Annotated in this window: 21 protein-coding genes and 1 pseudogene; 12 read left to right on the top strand and 10 right to left on the bottom strand. The window is 53.2% G+C overall.

The features are described from left to right. Positions 1–4: 4 nt before the first annotated feature. The 4 genes from rpsM (at position 5) to rplQ (ending at position 2,436) form a co-directional block, all read left to right on the top strand. A complete protein-coding gene (gene rpsM / locus L0666_RS11720; RefSeq protein WP_216035228.1) occupies positions 5–373 on the top strand; it encodes a 30S ribosomal protein S13 in 369 nt (122 codons plus the stop codon). 13 nt (positions 374–386) lie between these two features. Beyond that, complete coding sequence (gene rpsK / locus L0666_RS11715; protein WP_235261564.1) at positions 387–776, top strand: 30S ribosomal protein S11; 390 nt, start codon at positions 387–389, stop codon at positions 774–776. 109 nt (positions 777–885) lie between these two features. Continuing rightward, complete coding sequence (locus L0666_RS11710) at positions 886–1,902, top strand: DNA-directed RNA polymerase subunit alpha (protein WP_235261563.1); 1,017 nt, start codon at positions 886–888, stop codon at positions 1,900–1,902. A 117-nt stretch (positions 1,903–2,019) separates the two neighbouring features. After that, on the top strand, positions 2,020–2,436 hold the full coding sequence (gene rplQ, locus L0666_RS11705; protein WP_235261562.1) for a 50S ribosomal protein L17: 417 nt from the start codon (positions 2,020–2,022) through the stop codon (positions 2,434–2,436). A gap of 53 nt (positions 2,437–2,489) precedes the next feature. Here rplQ and L0666_RS11700 read toward each other — a convergent pair whose 3' ends face one another. Continuing rightward, positions 2,490–3,215, bottom strand: coding sequence for a DUF4336 domain-containing protein (locus L0666_RS11700; protein WP_235261561.1), 726 nt, complete (start codon positions 3,213–3,215; stop codon positions 2,490–2,492). 93 nt (positions 3,216–3,308) lie between these two features. Between L0666_RS11700 and L0666_RS11695 the strand changes: the two genes are divergently transcribed. The 8 genes and pseudogenes from L0666_RS11695 to L0666_RS11660 all read left to right on the top strand — a co-directional run bounded on the left by L0666_RS11695 (position 3,309) and on the right by L0666_RS11660 (position 12,540). Next, positions 3,309–4,616, top strand: coding sequence for a replication-associated recombination protein A (locus L0666_RS11695; RefSeq protein ID WP_235261560.1), 1,308 nt, complete (start codon positions 3,309–3,311; stop codon positions 4,614–4,616). Between the two features lie 30 nt (positions 4,617–4,646). After that, the gene (gene crcB, locus L0666_RS11690; RefSeq protein ID WP_235261559.1) at positions 4,647–5,021 is read left to right on the top strand and encodes a fluoride efflux transporter CrcB; all 375 of its coding nucleotides are present in this window, start codon (positions 4,647–4,649) and stop codon (positions 5,019–5,021) included. After that, positions 5,018–6,061: an RluA family pseudouridine synthase gene (locus tag L0666_RS11685; RefSeq protein WP_235261558.1), complete on the top strand. Its 1,044-nt coding sequence runs from the start codon at positions 5,018–5,020 to the stop codon at positions 6,059–6,061. The genes crcB and L0666_RS11685 overlap by 4 nt, the downstream gene beginning before the upstream one ends. Beyond that, a complete protein-coding gene (locus L0666_RS11680) occupies positions 6,058–6,762 on the top strand; it encodes an ATP12 family chaperone protein (RefSeq protein WP_235261557.1) in 705 nt (234 codons plus the stop codon). The genes L0666_RS11685 and L0666_RS11680 overlap by 4 nt, the downstream gene beginning before the upstream one ends. 221 nt (positions 6,763–6,983) lie before the next feature. Then, positions 6,984–8,000, top strand: a complete 1,017-nt coding sequence (locus tag L0666_RS11675) for an amino acid ABC transporter substrate-binding protein (RefSeq protein WP_235261556.1) — start codon at positions 6,984–6,986, stop codon at positions 7,998–8,000. A 148-nt stretch (positions 8,001–8,148) separates the two neighbouring features. Beyond that, on the top strand, positions 8,149–9,381 hold the full coding sequence (locus L0666_RS11670; protein WP_235261555.1) for an amino acid ABC transporter permease: 1,233 nt from the start codon (positions 8,149–8,151) through the stop codon (positions 9,379–9,381). Between the two features lie 1,714 nt (positions 9,382–11,095). Next, a pseudogene (locus L0666_RS11665) lies at positions 11,096–11,737 on the top strand (amino acid ABC transporter permease); the annotation flags it as partial. An 11-nt stretch (positions 11,738–11,748) separates the two neighbouring features. Then, on the top strand, positions 11,749–12,540 hold the full coding sequence (locus L0666_RS11660) for an amino acid ABC transporter ATP-binding protein (protein ID WP_272492182.1): 792 nt from the start codon (positions 11,749–11,751) through the stop codon (positions 12,538–12,540). Here L0666_RS11660 and L0666_RS11655 read toward each other — a convergent pair. The 9 genes from L0666_RS11655 to rnpA all read right to left on the bottom strand — a co-directional run bounded on the left by L0666_RS11655 (position 12,537) and on the right by rnpA (position 20,173). Further along, on the bottom strand, positions 12,537–13,031 hold the full coding sequence (locus tag L0666_RS11655) for a SixA phosphatase family protein (RefSeq protein WP_235261554.1): 495 nt from the start codon (positions 13,029–13,031) through the stop codon (positions 12,537–12,539). The genes L0666_RS11660 and L0666_RS11655 overlap by 4 nt on opposite strands. Further along, entirely contained in the window at positions 13,028–13,639 is a 612-nt protein-coding gene (locus L0666_RS11650) for a ferredoxin (RefSeq protein WP_235261553.1), read from the bottom strand. The genes L0666_RS11655 and L0666_RS11650 overlap by 4 nt, the downstream gene beginning before the upstream one ends. Further along, positions 13,636–14,502, bottom strand: coding sequence for an acetylglutamate kinase (gene argB / locus L0666_RS11645; RefSeq protein ID WP_235261552.1), 867 nt, complete (start codon positions 14,500–14,502; stop codon positions 13,636–13,638). The genes L0666_RS11650 and argB overlap by 4 nt, the downstream gene beginning before the upstream one ends. 26 nt (positions 14,503–14,528) lie before the next feature. Then, positions 14,529–15,179 (bottom strand): ribosome biogenesis GTP-binding protein YihA/YsxC, encoded by a 651-nt coding sequence (yihA, locus tag L0666_RS11640; RefSeq protein ID WP_235261551.1) that lies wholly within the window; start codon positions 15,177–15,179, stop codon positions 14,529–14,531. Further along, positions 15,180–15,923 (bottom strand): MOSC domain-containing protein, encoded by a 744-nt coding sequence (locus L0666_RS11635; RefSeq protein WP_235261550.1) that lies wholly within the window; start codon positions 15,921–15,923, stop codon positions 15,180–15,182. Further along, entirely contained in the window at positions 15,923–17,704 is a 1,782-nt protein-coding gene (yidC, locus tag L0666_RS11630) for a membrane protein insertase YidC (RefSeq protein WP_235261549.1), read from the bottom strand. Before yidC ends, L0666_RS11635 begins: the two co-directional genes overlap by 1 nt. Positions 17,705–17,854: 150 nt before the next feature. Beyond that, positions 17,855–18,697 carry a tRNA 2-thiocytidine(32) synthetase TtcA gene (gene ttcA, locus L0666_RS11625; protein ID WP_235261548.1) on the bottom strand — a complete coding sequence of 281 codons (843 nt, stop codon included), beginning with the start codon at positions 18,695–18,697 and terminating at the stop codon, positions 17,855–17,857. An 853-nt stretch (positions 18,698–19,550) separates the two neighbouring features. Continuing rightward, positions 19,551–19,775, bottom strand: a complete 225-nt coding sequence (gene yidD, locus L0666_RS11620; protein WP_216035249.1) for a membrane protein insertion efficiency factor YidD — start codon at positions 19,773–19,775, stop codon at positions 19,551–19,553. An 8-nt stretch (positions 19,776–19,783) separates the two neighbouring features. Then, positions 19,784–20,173, bottom strand: a complete 390-nt coding sequence (rnpA, locus tag L0666_RS11615; protein WP_235261547.1) for a ribonuclease P protein component — start codon at positions 20,171–20,173, stop codon at positions 19,784–19,786. Positions 20,174–20,192 lie beyond the last annotated feature (19 nt).

The following is a 20,192-nucleotide window of genomic DNA, read 5'->3' as shown; positions in this document are numbered from 1 at the left end:
ACACGTGGCACGTATTGCCGGCGTAAACATCCCGACTGCAAAGCGGGTTCCAATCGCCCTCACATATATCACCGGTATCGGTAACACTTCTGCAGAAGCTATCTGCGAAGCTGTTGGCATCGACCTCACACGTCGCGTCAACGAACTGTCCGACGCTGAAGTTCTGAAAATCCGCGAGCACATCGACGCGACTTACACAGTCGAAGGCGACCTGCGCCGCGAAGTTCAGATGAACATCAAACGCATGATGGACCTTGGTTCTTACAAAGGCCTGCGTCACCGTCGTAATCTGCCCGTTCGCGGTCAGCGTACATCCACTAACGCACGTACTCGCAAAGGCCCTGCAAAGGCCATTGCTGGTAAGAAGAAATAAGGGGACCTGACGAATGGCACGCGAACCTAAACGCACCAAAAAGAAGGTCTCTAAGAACATCGCCGCTGGCGTTGCTCACGTGAACTCTTCTTTCAACAACACAAAAATCTTGATTTCCGACGTACAGGGCAATGCGATCTCTTGGTCCTCTGCTGGTACAATGGGCTTTAAGGGCTCCCGTAAATCCACACCTTACGCTGCTCAGATGGCTGCGGAAGATGCTGGCAAGAAAGCACAAGACCACGGTGTTAAGACACTCGAAGTCGAAGTGCAGGGGCCTGGCTCCGGTCGTGAATCTGCGCTGCGCGCACTTGCTGCCGCTGGTTTCAACATCACATCTATTCGTGACGTGACACCAATGGCGCACAACGGCTGCCGCCCACCAAAGCGCCGCCGCGTCTAAGCTATCCAAACGCCTTGGGGTCTGCAGTTTTTCTGCGGCCCCAATCCGTCATTTCAACCTCGGGCGTTTGCCTTTTTGGACATGAAGGCAAACAAGTATGGAGGGACTTATGATCCACAAGAACTGGGCTGAGTTGATCAAACCAACTCAATTGGAAGTTAAACCGGGCAACGACCCGCTGCGTCAGGCAACTGTTGTTGCTGAACCGCTTGAGCGTGGCTTTGGCCTGACACTCGGCAACGCATTGCGTCGCATTTTGATGTCTTCGCTTCAGGGCGCGGCTATCACGGCTGTTCAGATTGACAACGTTCTGCACGAATTTTCCAGCATCGCTGGTGTTCGCGAAGACGTAACTGACGTTGTTCTGAACCTCAAAGGCGTCGCCATCCGTATGGAAGTCGAAGGTCCTAAGCGTTTGCAGATCCAGGCCAAAGGCCCTGGCGTTGTAACAGCTGGTGACATTTCGGAATCCGCTGGCATCGAAATCCTGAACAAAGATCACGTCCTGTGTCACCTCGACGACGGCGCTGACCTTTACATGGAACTGACAGTTAACACTGGCAAAGGCTACGTGTCCGCTGACAAGAACAAACCAGAAGATGCGCCTATCGGCATGATGGCCATCGACGCGATCTATTCACCTGTCAAGAAAGTCTCTTATGACGTTCAGCCGACACGTGAAGGTCAGGTTCTGGACTATGACAAGTTGACGATGAAAGTCGAAACAGACGGTTCCATCACGCCGGACGACGCTGTGGCATTCGCTGCACGTATCTTGCAGGACCAACTGTCTATCTTCGTGAACTTCGACGAGCCTGAGTCGGCACAAGCTGCGAACGACGACGATGGCCTCGAATTCAACCCGCTTCTGTTGAAGAAGGTTGATGAGCTTGAGCTTTCTGTTCGTTCCGCGAACTGTCTCAAGAACGACAACATCGTTTACATCGGCGATCTGATCCAGAAAACCGAAGCAGAAATGCTGCGCACACCTAACTTCGGCCGCAAATCTTTGAACGAGATCAAAGAAGTGCTGTCAGGCATGGGCCTGCACCTCGGCATGGACGTTGAGGACTGGCCACCGGACAACATCGAAGATCTTGCGAAGAAATTCGAAGACTCTTTCTAAGATACTCGGGTGGGCGCATAGCCCACCCATTTCTACCCTGGGTAATTCTGCCCCAATAACGGAGCCGGTGACACGCATCACCAATGGCCCACCCTAATACAAAATGGAGACTATCACATGCGTCACGCACGAGGTTACCGCCGCCTGAACCGTACCCACGAACACCGTAAGGCTTTGTGGGCTAACATGGCTGGCTCGCTCATCGAACATGAGCAAATCAAAACAACTTTGCCAAAAGCAAAAGAACTGCGCCCAATCATCGAAAAGATGATCACATTGGCGAAACGTGGCGACTTGCACGCCCGTCGTCAGGCGAATGCGCAGCTTAAGCAGGACCAGTACGTAGCGAAATTGTTCGACGTTCTTGGCCCACGCTACAAAGACCGCCAAGGTGGTTACGTTCGCGTTCTGAAAGCCGGCTTCCGTTTCGGCGACATGGCACCAATGGCGATCATCGAATTCGTTGACCGCGATGTTGATGCCAAAGGCGCAGCTGACAAAGCTCGCGTTGCTGCTGAAGAGGCCGCAGAATAAGTCGTTCCACGATTTACTGATTTTGGGGCCTCGCGGAAACGCGGGGCCCTTTCCTATTTCAGGACCTTGCGAAAGGCGCGCCGAAGTTCAGCGACGCCATTTTTTCGGTACCACCGACCGTGTGCAATAATCACCCGTCTAGGCGCCCACGCGATCATGTGCTCGACGGACCTGCGAAGGTGGTCACGCCCTTTTCGGAATGTATTTGCCATATCAATCGGCATTTTTCCATCGGGGTCCGTGTTTCCAGCGAGCCTCAATAGGGGCCACATCCAGACTGACACTTGGGTCTTCTCAAAATTCTCAATCAAGTCTGTAAGGATTAGAGTGCGCGACGCTTTGTGGAAAAACACGACCTCTTGATGCGTGGTGCTCCCTTGAACGTGATGCCACTCAATTTCATCCGCCCATGGCGGAACAACATTTGGTCCGAACGTATTATCAATTCTAAGGGGTACGTTACGGCTTCGCGCGCGATCCTCAACCCCAGGAGCGCCCCACGTGATCGCGTCGGGAAACGCATCCGACCATGTTCCAACCGAAGCGTAATGGATCCAGTTTGGCGCGATCAGGTGCTTCACCTCTCCCAAGGCATTTACATTTCTGAGGACTTCATCCGACATGTGTATCGGCGAATGAATCCAAAGGCCGCCGTCCCTTAAGCGTACAACCGTCATGCGTGTCGGGAAGGGTATCCCATAAAACTTGATGTGCGGGCCGTCGAAAATCCAGATGTTAGTGTCGATTAGTTTTGCTTGATCAACGGGGTTGTACGTCAAAATCAACTCCTCAAGTTACATGCTGTCGATTTGAGCCATTCCCAACGCAAGAGGCTGCTTCCCTCTCGAGCACGGTCATCTTACTGTCCCAACATGGCTGACTTATTCGACTCTGGGGCCGCGACGCCCGATACCGCACCTCGCCCGTTGGCGGACCGCTTGCGCCCGCGCAACCTTGGCGAAGTCATCGGCCAAGAGCAAGTCCTTGGACCTGAGGCGCCACTTGGAGTCATGCTCGCCTCCGGCTCGCTCTCGTCGTTGATTTTTTGGGGTCCACCGGGAGTAGGGAAGACGACGATCGCGCGCCTTCTGGCGGACGAGACCGACCTGCATTTCATCCAGATCAGCGCGATTTTCACGGGCGTTCCAGAATTGCGAAAGGTGTTTGAGGCCGCGAAGATGCGCCGCCAGAATGGCAAAGGCACTTTGTTGTTTGTCGACGAGATCCACCGTTTCAACAAAGCTCAACAGGATGGTTTCCTGCCTTACATGGAAGACGGGACCATTCTATTGGTTGGGGCGACGACTGAGAACCCAAGTTTTGAGCTGAATGCAGCGGTCTTATCGCGGTCTCAGGTGTTGGTTCTTGAACGCCTCGATCTTGCCGATCTCGAGCGCCTTGCTCAGCGGGCGGAACGGGAACTAGATCGCAAACTGCCGCTGGACGGTCATGCGCGTGAAAACCTTTTGGAAATGGCCGACGGTGACGGGCGGTCCCTGTTGAACCTGATTGAACAGGTCGTTGCTTGGAAGGTGGATGGAAAGCTCGACACGGATGCATTGACGACGCGGTTGATGAAACGAGCGACGCGCTATGACAAGTCTGGCGATGAGCATTACAATTTGATTTCTGCGTTGCATAAATCCGTGCGTGGTTCTGACCCTGACGCTGCACTTTACTGGTTTGCGCGCATGCTAAAGGGCGGCGAGGACCCGCGCTTTCTGGCGCGGCGCATAACGCGCATGGCTGTCGAGGACATAGGATTGGCCGATCCACAGGCACAACATGTGTGCCTGCAAGCATGGCAAACTTATGAGAGGCTCGGTTCCCCTGAAGGGGAGCTCGCGCTGGCCCAGGCGCTGACCTACCTTGCGCTCGCGCCGAAATCGAACGCGGTTTATGTGGCCTATAAGGCGGCGATGAACGCGGCGACCCAAACAGGCAGTGAACCCCCGCCCAAACATATCTTGAATGCGCCGACATCCCTGATGAAAGATATCGGGTATGGGGAAGGTTACGCATATGACCACGACGCCGAGGACGCGTTTAGTGGGGCTAATTACTTCCCGGATACGATGAAACGCGGGGTCTACTACACGCCCGTTGATCGCGGTTTCGAACGGGAGTTGAAGAAACGCGTCGACTACTTCGCCAAGCTGCGCGACAAGCGCAACGGTTGACTCTACGCGTCATCGGCATATGACGCGCCCATGATACCAACTGTCTTTCATGTTGCTTTGGGCGGCGCCATAGGCGCTGCAGCACGCTATGGCGTGGGCGTGGCGTTGTTCCGTCCGACCGGCGGGTTCCCTTTCGGTGTCTTGGCTGTGAATATCATCGGCTCGTTTCTGATGGGGCTGCTCGTGGTTTATCTCGGGCAGAAAATGCTAACACACCTGAACCCGTTGTTAATGACGGGTGTTCTTGGCGGCTTCACGACGTTCTCGGCGTTTTCGCTTGAGGCATACACACTGTTCGAGAGGGGCGAGGCGGGGCTTGCGGCCCTTTATGTTGCCCTCTCGGTCATCCTATCCATCGCCGCGTTGGTGCTGGGAGTTTTCATCATGCGAGGAGTGCTGGCATGAGCCGCGTTCAAACACTTACCATTGGTCCAGACGAAGGTGATCAGCGACTTGATCGCTGGATGAAGCGCCGCTTTTCCCACCTGCAACAAGGTGGCATCGAAAAGATGTGCCGGAAGGGTGAAATCCGCGTTGATGGCGGCCGAGTGAAATCGAATACCCGTGTCGAGGTCGGCCAAAAGGTGCGAATCCCGCCATTGCCTGATCCAAATCAGGTCGAAGATCGCCCTCGCGATATGAAGAAAGCGGATATCGAACTTATCCAAGGCTGCGTGATCTACAAAGACGATCACGTGATCGCATTGAACAAACCTGCTGGCTTGCCGACCCAAGGCGGCAGCAAACAGACACGCCACGTTGATGGTTTCGCGGAAGCTTTGAAATTCGGGTACGATGAAAAGCCCCGTTTGGTACATCGCTTGGACAAAGACACGTCGGGTGTTTTGATTCTTGCGCGAACCCGGATGGCCGCAAAATCCCTGACCGAAGCATTTCGCCACCGCAATACTGAGAAGATCTATTGGGCGCTGGTCGCCGGTGTTCCGATCCCGAAATTGGGTTCAATCAAGTACGGCCTCGTTAAGCAGGGTGGCCATGGTGCAAAGGGCGACAACGAACGCATGAAGTGCGTGCACCCGCGCGACGTCGACAAAGTGCCAGGTGCGAAGCGTGCGCATACGGACTACACCGTGCTGACGTCCCTAGCGGATCGCACGGCATGGGTCGCACTGACGCCCGTGACGGGTCGTACACACCAGCTGCGCGCCCATATGGCTGAGATAGGTCACCCGATTATTGGGGACGGCAAATACGGAACCGCAAACGTGCAGGATAACCCCGGCGATGGTTGGGGTGCTGGTATGGGCGAAGAGATTGGGCGCAAGTTGCATCTACATGCACGGTCTTTGCGAATCGAACACCCTGCGACTGGGAAAGAGCTTTGGATCAAAGCATCCCTACCGCCACATATGGAAAATTCTTGGAAGTTTTTCGGCTGGGCCGAAAACCATGCGCCAGACAACCCGTTCGAGGGTCTCCTATGAGCGAATGGGCTGCGAAACGTTTTTGGACGGACGTATCAGTCGTTGAAGACGGGGATGGATTCGGGATTCGGCTCGACGGGCGCTCGGTTAAGACACCTGCGAAATCCGCGTTGATCGTGCCCAGTCGTGAAATGGCCGAGGCGGTCGCAGCGGAATGGGACGTGGTCGACGAAAAGATTGATCCAGAAGTTATGCCTTTCACCAGATCGGCCAATGCCGCGATTGATAAAGTGTCTGTTCAGTTTGATGCCGTGGCCGAAATGCTAGCTGCCTACGGCGGAAGTGATCTGCTCTGTTATCGCGCTGATACGCCGACGGAATTGGTTGATCGGCAACGCGCTGGTTGGGACCCATTGTTAGCATGGGCCGAGGACACATTTGGCGCACGGTTGGTTCCAACGGAAGGGATCATGCCGATCGAGCAAGATTCGCAAGCGATTTCAGCGGTCCGTGCGCCCTTGTTTGCAGCAACCGCGTTCGAACTGACGGCGTTGCACGATTTAATTGCTTTATCTGGCTCTCTGGTTTTGGGGCTAGCTGTGACGCAACGTCAATTGAGCGCTCAAGCGGCTTGGGATTTGTCCCGAGTGGATGAAAATTGGCAAATTGAGCAGTGGGGTGAAGACGAAGACGCCCGCCAAGCTGTTGAAATAAAAAGAAGTGCCTTTTTTCACGCCGAAAAATTCTATCGAATGGCTTAAATCAGAGCTGTTTAGCGCATTTACTGTGCAAGGTGCTTCTTACAGGGCGATTTGACGGATTGAATTGCCTATTTCAAGTCATCGACCTCTTGACGTCATCCCGTTATTCGACAAACTCTAGCGGGTGACGCAAGGCTTCCTTGCGTGTATCGCCCCTGACCGCTTGGTCAGACAAAAATAATCCCTGTGGCTCACGCAGGGAAACTCAGGAAGGTAATTTAATGAAAAAATCAGTATTCCTCGGCGCGATGACCGTTGCTGGTCTTGCTGCTGGTGCAGCTGCTGCAGGTACGCTTGACGATGTCAAAGCACGCGGCACGCTTAACTGTGGTGTTACAACTGGTCTTGTTGGCTTCGCGGCACCTGACGCCAATGGCGTTTGGGATGGCTTCGATGTTGGCGTATGCCGCGCGGTTGCTGCTGCTGTTCTTGGCGACCCAATGGCTGTCGAGTTCGTTCCAACAACTGGTCAAACACGTTTCACAGCGCTTGCGTCTGGCGAAATCGACCTGCTGGCACGTAACACAACTTGGACATTCTCCCGCGACGTCGACCTTAAGTTCGAATTCGTAGGCGTGAACTACTATGACGGCCAAGGCTTCATGGTTCCACGTGAATTGGGCGTTTCTTCCGCTCAAGATCTCGATGGCGCGACTGTTTGCATTCAGACAGGCACAACAACAGAGCTGAACTTGGCGGACTACTTCCGTTCCAACGACATCTCCTATGAGCCAGTGCCAATCGAAACAAACGCTGAAGCACAGCAGCAGTACCTTGCTGGCGCTTGTGACGTTTACACAACTGACGCATCCGGCCTTGCTGCGACACGTGCGACATTCGAAAACCCAGGCGATCACGTTCTGCTGCCAGAAATCGTATCCAAAGAGCCACTCGGCCCACTGGTACGTCACGGCGACAACGAATGGGCTGACGTTGCACGTTGGACATTGAACGCACTGATCACAGCTGAAGAGCTGGGTGTGACATCTGCAAACATCGAAGAGCTGTCCGCAGGCACTAACAACCCAGAGATCAACCGTCTCTTGGGCACTGAAGGTGAACTGGGCGCGATGCTCGGCCTCGAAGCTGACTGGGCGAAAAACGCTCTGATGGCTGGCGGCAACTACGGTGAGCTGTTCGAAGCGAACATCGGTGAAAGCACACCAATCGGTCTGGCACGTGGCTTGAACGCCATGTGGACAGAAGGTGGTCTGATCTACTCCCCACCATTCCGCTAAGTTCTAAAGTATTGGGCGCGATCTTCGGATCGCGCCCTTTCACTTCCAATACGACATACAAAAAAATTAAAGCTAAGACACAAGTGGTGGGATCAACCGACCCGTAGATGTCTTACATTTTGCCCAACAGGGGCGAGGGAGTTTGCGGATGACGACGCTCACTGATCCGCCGAAAGGTAACTTTCGGCTAAGCCAGCTTATTTACGACACGCGGTACCGGTCGATCACCATTCAAGTAATTGCGATGATCCTTGTTCTGCTTGGCATTTTCTGGCTCGTGAATAACACCATTCAGAACCTCTCTGCTTTGGGTAAAGATTTTGACTTTGGGTTCCTGTCGCAACCTGCCGGTTATGACATCAACCAGCGATTGATTGAGTACACCTCGCAATCCAGCCATGGCCGCGCCGCGATTGTCGGCATTCTTAATACGCTTCTCATTGCGTTCTTGGGCTGCATTCTTGCAACCATCCTAGGTGTCGTTGTTGGGGTTCTGCGCCTTTCAAAGAACTGGATCGTAAGCCGCATGATGGCGGTCTATGTTGAAGGCTTCCGTAACGTGCCGCTTTTGCTTTGGATCATCGCGATTTTTGCTTTGATGACAGAAGGCATGTCGCAGCCGCGTGATTTCAAAGTTGGCGGTGACGCCAGCATGATCTTGGGCGACAGCGTTGCCGTAACAAACCGTGGTGTCTATGTGCCGGGGGTTGTTCTTGAGAACGGGCTGTTTGGCCTCGCTGTCCTCAACTGGCTGCTCATTCTAGCGGTCTTAATTGCCAGCATCGTTTGCATTCGCCTCCTTAGCCGCCGCGCCGATCACATACAGGAATCGACAGGTGTCCGACCGACAACTTGGTATCAACAGCTTGCGCTGTTGGTTATTCCAGTTGGATTGGTTCTATTCTTTATGGGCGCGCAACTTCAGTTTCCTTACCTTAAAGGGTTCAACTTTACAGATGGAGTTCACCTACGAAACTCTCTGATCGCCCTCTGGTTGGCATTGTCTCTTTATACTGGTGCATTCATCGCAGAGATTGTCCGTTCCGGTATCCTTGCGATTTCCAAGGGTCAGTCAGAAGCAGCTGCCGCTTTGGGCTTGCGCCCTAGCCGCACTATGAACCTCGTGATCCTGCCACAGGCTATGCGGGTTATCATTCCACCACTGATTTCACAGTTCTTGAACCTGACCAAAAACTCGTCACTGGCGATTGCGGTTGGTTATATGGATGTCCGGTCAACATTGGGCGGCATCACGATCAACCAAACAGGCCGGGAGCTTGAAGGTATTCTACTTATGGCGGCCTTCTATCTTGTCCTTAGCCTTGTGATTTCAGGCGTGATGAACGTCTACAACAACCGCACTCAGTTGCAGGAGCGTTGATATGAGCAATTCAGAAATCAGCTTTGTCCGTACCGAAATGCTACCTGAGAAGGCGCCTCCTGCGAAGGAAACAGGTGCAATCAAGTGGATCCGTCAGAACCTGTTCTCAGGTTGGCTGAACATCCTTTTGACGGTTCTGTCGCTGTACGTGATCTACGCCGTACTGTCATTGGTTCTTCCATGGGCGTTTGGCGGTGTTTGGAATGCCGGTTCTTTGACCGAGTGTCGCGAAGTGCTATTTTCCTTTTACAAGGGTAGCCATGATGGCGCGTGTTGGGCTGTTATCGAAGACCGATGGTTGCAGATATTGTTCGGCTTCTATCCGCCAGAACTCTACTGGCGTCCGATCCTCGCGTTTGTATTACTGTTCGTCGCCCTCGCGCCAATTTTGTTTGCAGATAAGGTGCCGGGTCAGTTGATGTGGTTCTCCCTTGCTTATCCATTCCTCGCGGCGTGGTTGGTTTGGGGCGGTTCTTTCTGGTTGCCGATCTTTGCAGCCTTTGGATTTGTTGCCGCCGTCATCGCTTATAAAATCCTGATCAAGTTCGCGGGTCCAATCGTTGCAAACCTTGGGGCACTGGCCGCTGCTTTGATTTGGTGGGGCATGTTGATGTCCCCGATCAGCGATGGACTGCATAAAATGGTCGGCTCGAGCCGGTTTGAGAACACCGTAGCGACACTGAACGCGCGAACTGACGCACTCCCGGCTGAAGTTGCTGCTGAAGACGCTTTACTTGAGGCAAAACAGGCCGAGATCGCAGAAGCTGTCGAAGTGAAGAATGAAATCCTGATCGAAATGACCGGTATTCGGATCGAAGAGTTCGGGATTGAGGAACAGTTTGAAGCCAAAGAGGTTGCCCTTCAACGTATCGTTGGCGCGTCTGAAAGCATTTCGGACCTCTCCGATATTCTTGCAGATTGGGGTGGGGCACCTGTTGCTGCATCCGGCGCATCAGAAGGCGACATCGCGAAAGCGGAAGCCGCTGCCGAAACAGCAGAAGATTTGGTAGGCGACATTGAATCATTGCTGACGGGCGCACTGTCCGATCTGGCAGATGACACGGTGGATGCTTCAGAGCTTATGGTCTCTTCCGCGTCACAAGCCGACCCGTCGATCGCAGAAGATGTCAGCTCAATGGTAAGCAAAGCTGGCTTGGAAGACCCAATTGCAGCTCTTATCGTTCGTGCAGGGAACGTTTCTACTGAAACTCCAGAAGCCGAACTGATGGCTCTTCAAGCAGATGTTGAAACCGCAGCTTCTGCTCTTGGTGCCAACATTGAGGCACTTCAGACGGTTCATGACAAAGTAATTGCAACTAATGCAGAAAGTCTCGTGGACCCTCAGGCGCGCTTGTTGGATCAAACGTCACTTCTGACTGCGTTGCGGGATGATCAAACTGTCATCTCCCAAAGCAAATTCCGTCTGGAAACTGAGCTTTCGGAAGGTAACAGCTTTCTGAACTCATTGGGCACGCTCGAGGCACGCGAGGCATCACTGCCTGGCCTGCGTAGCAGAGTCGCTGATCTGAAAGCAGAATTGCCACGTAACATGCGCAACCTGATTGCAGTTAACCAGCTTCCTGAAGGAACATCCTCCGCCGATGAGCGGCTGCTGTCTGAGTACTTGAGTGCAAGAAGCGACGTTCTAGGCGTCTCTGCATCTGTCAACGATACATATGGCGAATTGGGTCGTGTTGGCTTGTTGCCAATCGACAGCCGTAATATCGGTGGGTTTATGCTGGCACTGATCATCGGGATCGCGGGCATTGTCTTGTCCTTGCCGCTCGGCATTCTGTTGGCACTTGGTCGCCAGTCACACCTGTTCATTGTCAACAAGATCTGCGTTGTCTTCATCGAGGTCATCCGCGGAGTACCGTTGATCGTGTGGCTATTCACAGCATCCTTGTTGTTGAACTACTTCTTGCCACCAGGCACGAACTTCGACCTCGTCTTGCGCGTGATCATCATGGTGACGTTGTTTGCAGCGGCCTACATCGCGGAAGTTATCCGCGGTGGCCTCGCGGCGCTGCCGACAGGACAGTATGAAGGCGCGGACAGTCTTGGTCTGAGTTATTGGCAGTCGATGCAACTTATCATTCTGCCACAAGCGATGAAGATCTCCATTCCGGGTATCGTGAACACCTTTATCGGTCTGTTCAAAGACACCACTCTGGTTCTCTTTATTGGCTTGTTTGACCCGATTGGCCTTGCTGGCGCCATCCGTGCGGATACCGCTTGGAACGGCATCTATTGGGAACTCTTCATCTTTATCGGTCTGCTGTTCTTTATCTTCTGCTTCAGCATGGGCCGCTATTCCCTACACCTCGAGAAAAAGCTTCAACGTGAGCACCGTTAAGGAGACCTTCAATGTCTGACACAACAACAGAACGCGCGATCAATCGCGATGCCATGACGGTCTCTGACGAGGTCGCTATCCAGATCACTGATATGAACAAGTGGTATGGTACATTCCACGTCCTGCGGGACATCAACCTGACCGTCAACCAAGGTGAGCGGATCGTTATTGCGGGGCCTTCTGGGTCCGGCAAATCGACGCTGATCCGGTGCATCAACCGTCTGGAAGAGCATCAGGCGGGGACGATCATGGTGGACGGAACCGAGTTGTCCTCCGACCTAAAGAACATCGATAAGATCCGTTCCGAAGTTGGCATGTGCTTTCAGCACTTCAACCTGTTCCCACACCTGACCATTTTGGAAAACTGTACGCTGGCGCAAATCTGGGTCCGTAAGACACCTAAGAAGGAAGCTGAAGAGATCGCGATGCACTTCCTTGAGAAGGTGAAGATCCCTGAGCAAGCCGACAAATACCCAGGTATGTTGTCTGGTGGTCAGCAGCAGCGTGTGGCGATTGCTCGTTCGCTATGCATGAAACCACGCATCATGTTGTTCGATGAACCTACATCGGCGCTTGACCCTGAGATGATCAAAGAAGTTCTCGACACAATGATCGAGCTGGCCGAGGAAGGCATGACAATGCTCTGCGTGACCCACGAGATGGGCTTTGCTCGTCAGGTCGCCAACCGTGTTATCTTTATGGATGCCGGTCAGATCGTTGAGCAAAACGAGCCTGAAGAGTTCTTCAACAACCCGCAGTCAGACCGTACAAAATTGTTCCTCAGCCAGATCTTGGGGCACTAATCTGTCAGGTCCCGCGGGACGACGAAATCAACAGGATGGGCCGAGCGGGGAACCGCGTCGGCCCATTTTTCTATTGGCAGGTCACACACCAAGGTTGCTCCTGTCGGATAGTCGAAGAACCGGCGGTGGTCAGGCTGAGCACTAAGAATACTCTCAGCGAACTCTGCAATTCCGGGATTGTGAGCAAGCACCAGAACAGTGTCTCCAGTGGCTTGTTTCAACGTCTTTAGCAGCATGCTTGGCGACGCGAGGTATAGTTCTGGCCTGAACGTCACAGGCGTGTCTAATCCCAAGCCACGAAACGTTTCAGCTGTGCGGGTAGCGGAAGAACACAGCACTTCATCGGGTAGATATCCACTCTCGGACAACCAAACTCCTAGTGCCGTCGCGCTCTTTCGCCCGCGTTCGTTCAAAGGGCGTTCGATGTCACTCAGCAGGGGATCATTCCAACCGGACTTCGCGTGACGCATAAGGATGAGTCGTTTGGTCATGACGGGTGAAATGCCTCCATGTGGAATGCAGTTTGTGCGGGGTCGCGCGGGTAGGATTGACTGATCGGGCAACTCATACGAACACGGCAGGCCGCGCGGCATATTGCGTCCGTGTCCATGTGCGCCTTACAACTCGACACGTCATAGGTGTCTGGGCCTAGTGCCGAAACTGGGCATGCCGTTAGGCAAGGGCGCGCGGTGCAGGTGTCACAGGGTGATACAGAAGGCTCGGGGAGCGTGATCCGATCTGCAAATCGCAAAGCCCCACGATATGACACCAGCAGCCCAGCGTCCTTGTGTACGAGCAGCCCAACAGGGCTCTGCCATGCTTCCCCACTGTTCATGGCCCACGCGATAAAGGGGTGAAATGGCGGACCACCAAACGGGAACATAGCTTCGGCATTCAGATGATCTGCGATTTTTGAAATGGCCACCTTAGACCAAGCATCCAGCGGATCATCGCCAGAAAACTCGGGCTGTGCGGTGACGTAGTCCCAAAACCCGTCAGCAGGGCCGAGCAGGATCGTCGTTTGTCCGTCTTCATGAAAGCCCCCCAACGGGGAAAGCCGCAGCGGTGCGACGGCCGCTGCGATCTCGTCTAGCGTCACTTCGCCGCCCGAATGATGGAACCGGCGCCGTGCTCAGTGAACAGCTCCAGTAGGCAGGCATTCGGCGCCCTACCATCAAGGATCACGGCGGCACGAACGCCACCTTCTAAGGCATCAAGACAAGTTTGCGTTTTCGGGATCATACCACCAGCAATCACGCCAGAGGCGGTCATTTCGATCACCTGCTCCACAGTCAAATCCGTAAGAACTGTCTTAGTTTCATCCATCACACCCGGAACGTCCGTCAGTAGCAGTAGGCGGTCCGCCGTCAAGGCGGCAGCGATTGCGCCAGCCGCAGTGTCTCCGTTGATATTCATGGTTTCGCCATTGCGGCCCGCACCGAGCGGCGCAATTACAGGGATGGTATTGGCATCAAACAGGGTCGTCAGAACGCCGGTGTCTATCTCGGCGGGTGTTCCCACAAGACCAAGCTCAGGTGCATCCTGATCGCAGATGATCAAGTTTGCATCCTTGCCAGACAGACCAACAGCACGCCCGCCTTGGCGGTTGATTGCGCCAACGATCCACTTGTTTACACGGCCAGACAGGACCATCTCAACGACTTCGACAGTCGCTTTATCGGTCACCCGTTTGCCGTTTACGAATTCTGACTTGATTTCGAGCTTCTCGAGCATTTCGTTGATCATCGGCCCGCCACCATGGACGATCACGGGGTTCACACCAACCTGCTGCATCAAGACGACATCGCGGGCGAAATCTTCCATTGCCTCTTCAGATGACATCGCATTGCCACCAAGTTTGATGACGACAATGGCGTCATTGTAGCGCTGCAAATACGGCAGTGCTGCACTAAGTGTGGACGCAGTGGCGATCCAATCGCGGTTCATATCTTGCTTTCTCATGTTCTTCCTAGGGGCCTGTATTGGCGTCAGTCTATCCCTGAGATGATTGCGCGCAACTTTTCAATTCCTTCGCCCTTTTCTGAGGATGTCAGAACCATCTCTGGAAAGGCGGATGGGAATTTCTGCAGTTTCTCTCGAACTTGTACTAGAACCTTTTCAAGTTCGCCCTTCTTAAGCTTATCCGTTTTGGTCATCACACATTGGAACGTGACCGCCGCACTGGCGAGCAACGCCATGATCTCTTCGTCAACAGGTTTCACCCCGTGGCGGGCATCGACCAGCACAAAAGCGCGGCGCAACGTAACGCGGCCACGCAGGTAATTCTTCAGCAAGCGCTGCCATTTTTCGACGACAGGAATAGGCGCATTTGCATACCCATACCCCGGAAGGTCGACGAGATAGTAGCTTTCGCCAACGGTAAAGTAGTTGATTTCTTGCGTCCGCCCTGGCGTGTTGGAAGCCCGAGCAAGGCCCTTACGGCCAGTCAATGCGTTGATCAGGCTTGACTTGCCAACGTTGGAACGTCCTGCAAAGCAGACCTCTGGGCGATCAGGGTCAGGCAGGCCGTCCATTGCGACAACGCCTTTTACAAATTCGGTCTCACCGGCAAAAAGAATACGTCCCGCTTCACGTGTCGCGTCATCGGGTTCTTCCGCTTCTGGAAATGGTAGTTGCATTCAAAGCACCTCTGCTTGGTCGCCAAGCGCGACGTGGCCGGATTTCGTCACAACAGCATAGACGCCAAAGTCTTGGTGTCCAAAGCTGGATTTCAGTGTCCCGAGAGTGTCGGCGTCGCGCTCGCCAGTCACAGGGTTTGCGGCAGTGTGCATGCACCGCTTAATAGGATCGCGAATCTCAAGCTCTGCGTTGCCGATCCGGATGGTCTTGCCGACCCAGCTCAATTCATCCCAAGCCTTTGCACCATCGAGCCAAATGTTTCCGCGCCAACGTTCCAGCTCAATTGGTCCACCATGCGCTGTCTCGAATGAGGTGTGGCTCGCTCGGTTCATGATCGAAACAGTGGGATAGTTTGTATCCGTCATGCCGCGGTTTGAGAGACTGACAAGGGCCTGGGGCTGTTGCCGGCCTTCGGGATAAAGTGGGGCCGCCCAAGCAAGGAACGCATCGCTCTCGGTTTCGGGATCAAAGGTCAGTTCGCCCATCTCAGCATGGCGCAATGTCATCTTTTGCGCCGCATCGTCAAACGTTGCCCAAAGCGCCGCAAGCGTAGGCGTCATCGAGCCGATCATGAAGTTCCGGCACATGACCCATTCGGTTCCATCAAACTTGGATTTTTCATGGGTAACGGCCCAATGGCGATCCCACGGCAAACACTTACCTTCTGTCAAAGCAACGGCCGCGAGTGCTTCGCGGCCGTGACTTTTGATCGGGTGTCGCCAGAGTTCCGCGACAGTGCACATTACTTCGGATCCGCGTTGGTTCGACCCATAATGTTGCCGAAGATGTCAGGTTTGAAACCTTGGCTCCGCATGATCGCGTACTGCTGGATGAACGTGATCGTGTTGTTGGCAATCCAGTAAAGAACAAGACCGCTGGCAAAGCTGCCCAACATGAACATGAAGACCCATGGCATCCACGCAAAGATCATTTTCTGCGTCGCATCTGTGGGGGCTGGATTCAGCTTTTGCTGTAGCCACATGGAGATACCAAGGACGATTGGCATGATCCCGATAAAGACGAGTGACAGGAACGAATCCGGCGACGGTGCGTCCCATGGGAACAAGCCAAACAAGTTGAAGATGCTGGATGTGTCAGGTGCGCTAAGATCTTTGACCCAGCCGATCCACGGTGCGTGACGCAGTTCGATAGTAACGAAAATAACTTTGTACAGGGAGAAGAAGATCGGAATTTGCATCAGGATGGGCAAGCAACCAGATGCGGGATTTACTTTGTTCTCTTTGTAGAGAGCCATCATACCTTTTTGCATTTTCTCGCGGTCATCGCCGGCGTCTTCTTTCAGCTTGGCCATTTGCGGCTGAAGTTCACGCATTTTGGCCATAGACACATAGGATTTATATGCCAGCGGCAGCAACAGCGCCTTGATCATGAAAGTCAGTGCAATGATCGACCAACCCATGTTGCCAATGAACCCGTTCAACCAATGCAGCACAGCAAAAATTGGCTTAGTCAGGAAGAAGAACCAACCCCAGTCAATACTGTCTAGGAAGCGATCGATCCCAAGGTCGTTTTGATACCCACGAATGACTTCCCACTCTTGAGCGCCAGCAAAGAACTGCGATTGTGCGGCGACAGTAGCGCCTGCTGCAACGGTGACCATCGGATAGATCGTTTCGATCTGATAGATGTCATTTCCAGATTTCGCGGTAGACCGGAAATCTTGACCCGGTGTCGGGATAAGAGCCGTCATCCAGTATTGGTCTGAAAAGCCGATCCAGCCATTTTCCTCAACCTCAATACGGCCCTCTTCGGTCGTCAGGTCTGGCATATCGTCGTAATTGATTTCTTCCATCGAATCGTCGGACATCCGAACGACGCCTTCGTGTTGGATAAAGAAACCGATTTGTTCTGGCTCTCCGTGACGTGCTACGATCCCGTATGGACGCAAAGCCACTTCAGAACCGCTGAAGTTTTCAACGTCTTGAGTGATTGTGAACAAGAAGTTTTCATCGACAGAGTATGTCTTGCGGAAGACAAGGCCAGCGCCGTTGTCCCAAGCCAATGTGACATCTGAACCCGGGGACAACGAATCGCCGGATTCGATTGCCCATTCGGTCGTCGCGCTTGGCACCTGATCAGCAGTTGCACCAACCGAAGCAACCCAGCCATGCAATGCGTAGTACGGATCTTCTTCACCGATAGGAGAAAGGAGGCGCACCAACTCGGAACCGTCGTCCAAAGTCTCGTCGTAGTTTTTCAACGACAGATCATCGATACGACCACCAATGAGAGAAAGTGAGCCTGTCAGGCTTGGGCTGTCGATGGTCACGCGCGCAGCATTTGCGAGTGTGTCGGCAAGACTGCTTTCCTCAATGGGTGCAGCGACTTGCGCGGTATCCGTGGCCGCGTCGACGCCTAGCATTTCGCCTTCGGCAGTTGTGACAACCTCTGTTGGTGTCGCAGGATCAACTGCCTCCGGTGGCGGGAATAAAACAAACCACACCAAGATCACGAGTAAGCTAAGTGCTGTCGCGAGGATAAGATTCTTGTTCTGGTCGTCCATTGAAACCGCCTGAAACTGCCATTGAAATATCTGGCAGTTTCAATAGGTCGAACGCCCAAAGGTCAAGCGGTTTTGCCTTATTTTCTTTAATAAATGCTGGGAAAGATGCAGCGGTCGTCTTCACCGCACGCCGTGTTTTCGATGCCCTGATCAATCCTCGCTTGGTTTGATTTCTAATCCTTTGAAGTCAAACAGCTTTGGATCCAGAAGATGGGAGGGTCGCGCATTCATCAGAGATTTGAACATAATGTTGCGGCGTCCGGGGAAGTTCGTTTCCCATTGGTCCAGCATGGCCTTCACTTGCTGTCGTTGAAGCCCGTCCTGAGAGCCACACAGATCGCAAGGAATGATCGGGTAATCCATTGCCGTTGCGAATTTTTCGCAGTCTACTTCAGCGACGTGGGCAAGTGGGCGATAAAGAAACAAATCGCCTTCTTCGTTCACCAGTTTGGGCGGCATCGTCGCCAGTCGTGACCCGTGAAACATGTTCATCATGAATGTCTCAAGGATATCATCGCGATGATGGCCGAGAACAACAGCCGAACAGCCTTCTTCGCGGGCGATGCGATACAGGTTTCCGCGTCTCAAACGAGAACACAAAGCGCAGAATGTGCGGCCTGCGGGGATCTTATCCATGACAATGGAATAGGTGTCTTGGTATTCAATACGATTAGGCACGCCCATCTTTTCTAGGAAGGCAGGAAGCACCGTCGCTGGAAAATTCGGCTGGCCTTGGTCGAGATTGCACGCCAACAAGTCAACAGGCAGCAAACCGCGCCATTGCAATTCATGGAGCACGGCAAGCAACGTGTAGCTGTCCTTACCGCCTGACAAACAGACGAGCCATTTCGGACGCGGCCCCTCTTGAACCATTCCGTACGTCTCAATCGCTTCGCGTGTGTTTTGCACGATCCGCTTTCGGAGCTTCTTGAACTCGGTCGTTTTCGGAGCGCCATAAAACAGCGGGTGAATGTCATCAGGATCATCAAGCATGATGTTGAATTACAGGCGCAAGGTTCGACCTACAAGTGGGCGATATGCTCGTCCACATTCCGTATGTATACATATTTAGCTTCGGCTGTTTCTCTGCCCGTCAATTAGGCCATCTGTGGTAACGTTCTTAAAGGTCCGCTTTGAGCCCAAAGTTGCGAAGTACCGTGTTACAGCGAATGACCGCTATCGCGAGAGTGCGAAAAACCTTAGGCTAAGTTAGAGACTGGAAACCATCGCGAAGGATGGCTAGGTGCGAAAACCTTCAAAATGCATTCAAACTCTTCGTGCGAATGATTTGAAATGAACTGGCAATCGACAAAAAGCCAAAGGTACGCATGCAAAAAAATCATCGTAAATAGGGCAAGAACTTTTATAGCTAGCGCAGTATGGCGGTGTAACCGAAAGTTCCGAAATGCCCACGTTGTCCACCAAAAAAACAACGCCGCAGCGATCAAAGAGGTTAGCAGTTTCGCCGCTTCAAGGTATAAAAAAGAGGGATAACCCACACCGAGAAGGGCATATAAAAACCCATAAATTTCCAAGCTGTAGTTTGGATAAACTCCCCAGATAAGCTGGCTGAAATTTCTGACCACTAGAGTTATGCAAAGAATAATTATTGCAGATTTTTTTGATAAGATCATTGGCTAATCCAGTTTGTTCAATAACTGTCTTTTGGCAAGTTTTTGGAAGCTAGAGAGAGCTTAAAATAGAAATTGACTTGGCGTAGCTGGTTGGTTTGAAGATGCGGCCTGTTGTTTGTGGGCTAGGCATAGATAGGTTTCCGGCCATTGGTCAAGAAGGAGCCATGGGGAAGCTAAGCGCGAACGGCAGCTTTGTCCTGCAACGCGGACTTTCACTCGTCCGGAACGTTGTCAATTCCAGATCCGCCCCACGGGTGGCAACGGGCCACGCGGCGAACGGACAAAGCAGTTCCTTTGATCCCGCCGTGTTTGCGCAAAGCTTCCATGATGTAGGCGCTACAAGTCGGGTGAAAACGGCAGCCATGTCCAACCCACGGCGAGAAAAGAAGGCGGTAAAGACGGATCGGTAAAGAAAGAACAAACGCGAGCGGGGTCATTCGACGATTCATCGCAGTTTCCCGAGTGCTTTTGCGAGATCGGACCGCAAAGCTTCAAAATCGCGGTTTGCGGTTACGTCTTTCTTACCGATCAGCACATAGTCGTGGCCTGGTTTGGCAAGCGCAGGCAAATCAATCCGCGCAATCTCGCGCAGGCGGCGTTTAGCGCGGTTTCGCGCGACGGCATTGCCGACCTTTTTGGAACAGGTAAATCCGACACGCACCTTTGGGTCGTCGTCGCCCCGGTTTCGCATTTGTACGGTTAGGCCGGTTGCGGTCTGATACCGAGCCTTAGAGGCGGCAACGAAATCGCTCCGCTTCTTGAGAACCTCAAGACGTGCAAAAACCGCCGCAGACGAGGCTGTGGCGGTTTCATTTGTATCCACAGGCGAAGTCATGTGACTTCGTTCAGCACAA

Source organism: Octadecabacter algicola, assembly GCF_021532625.1.
Lineage (GTDB): Bacteria > Pseudomonadota > Alphaproteobacteria > Rhodobacterales > Rhodobacteraceae > Octadecabacter > Octadecabacter algicola.
Note: the sequence above shows the minus strand (reverse complement) of the source record. Positions and strands in the feature narration are given on the sequence as shown.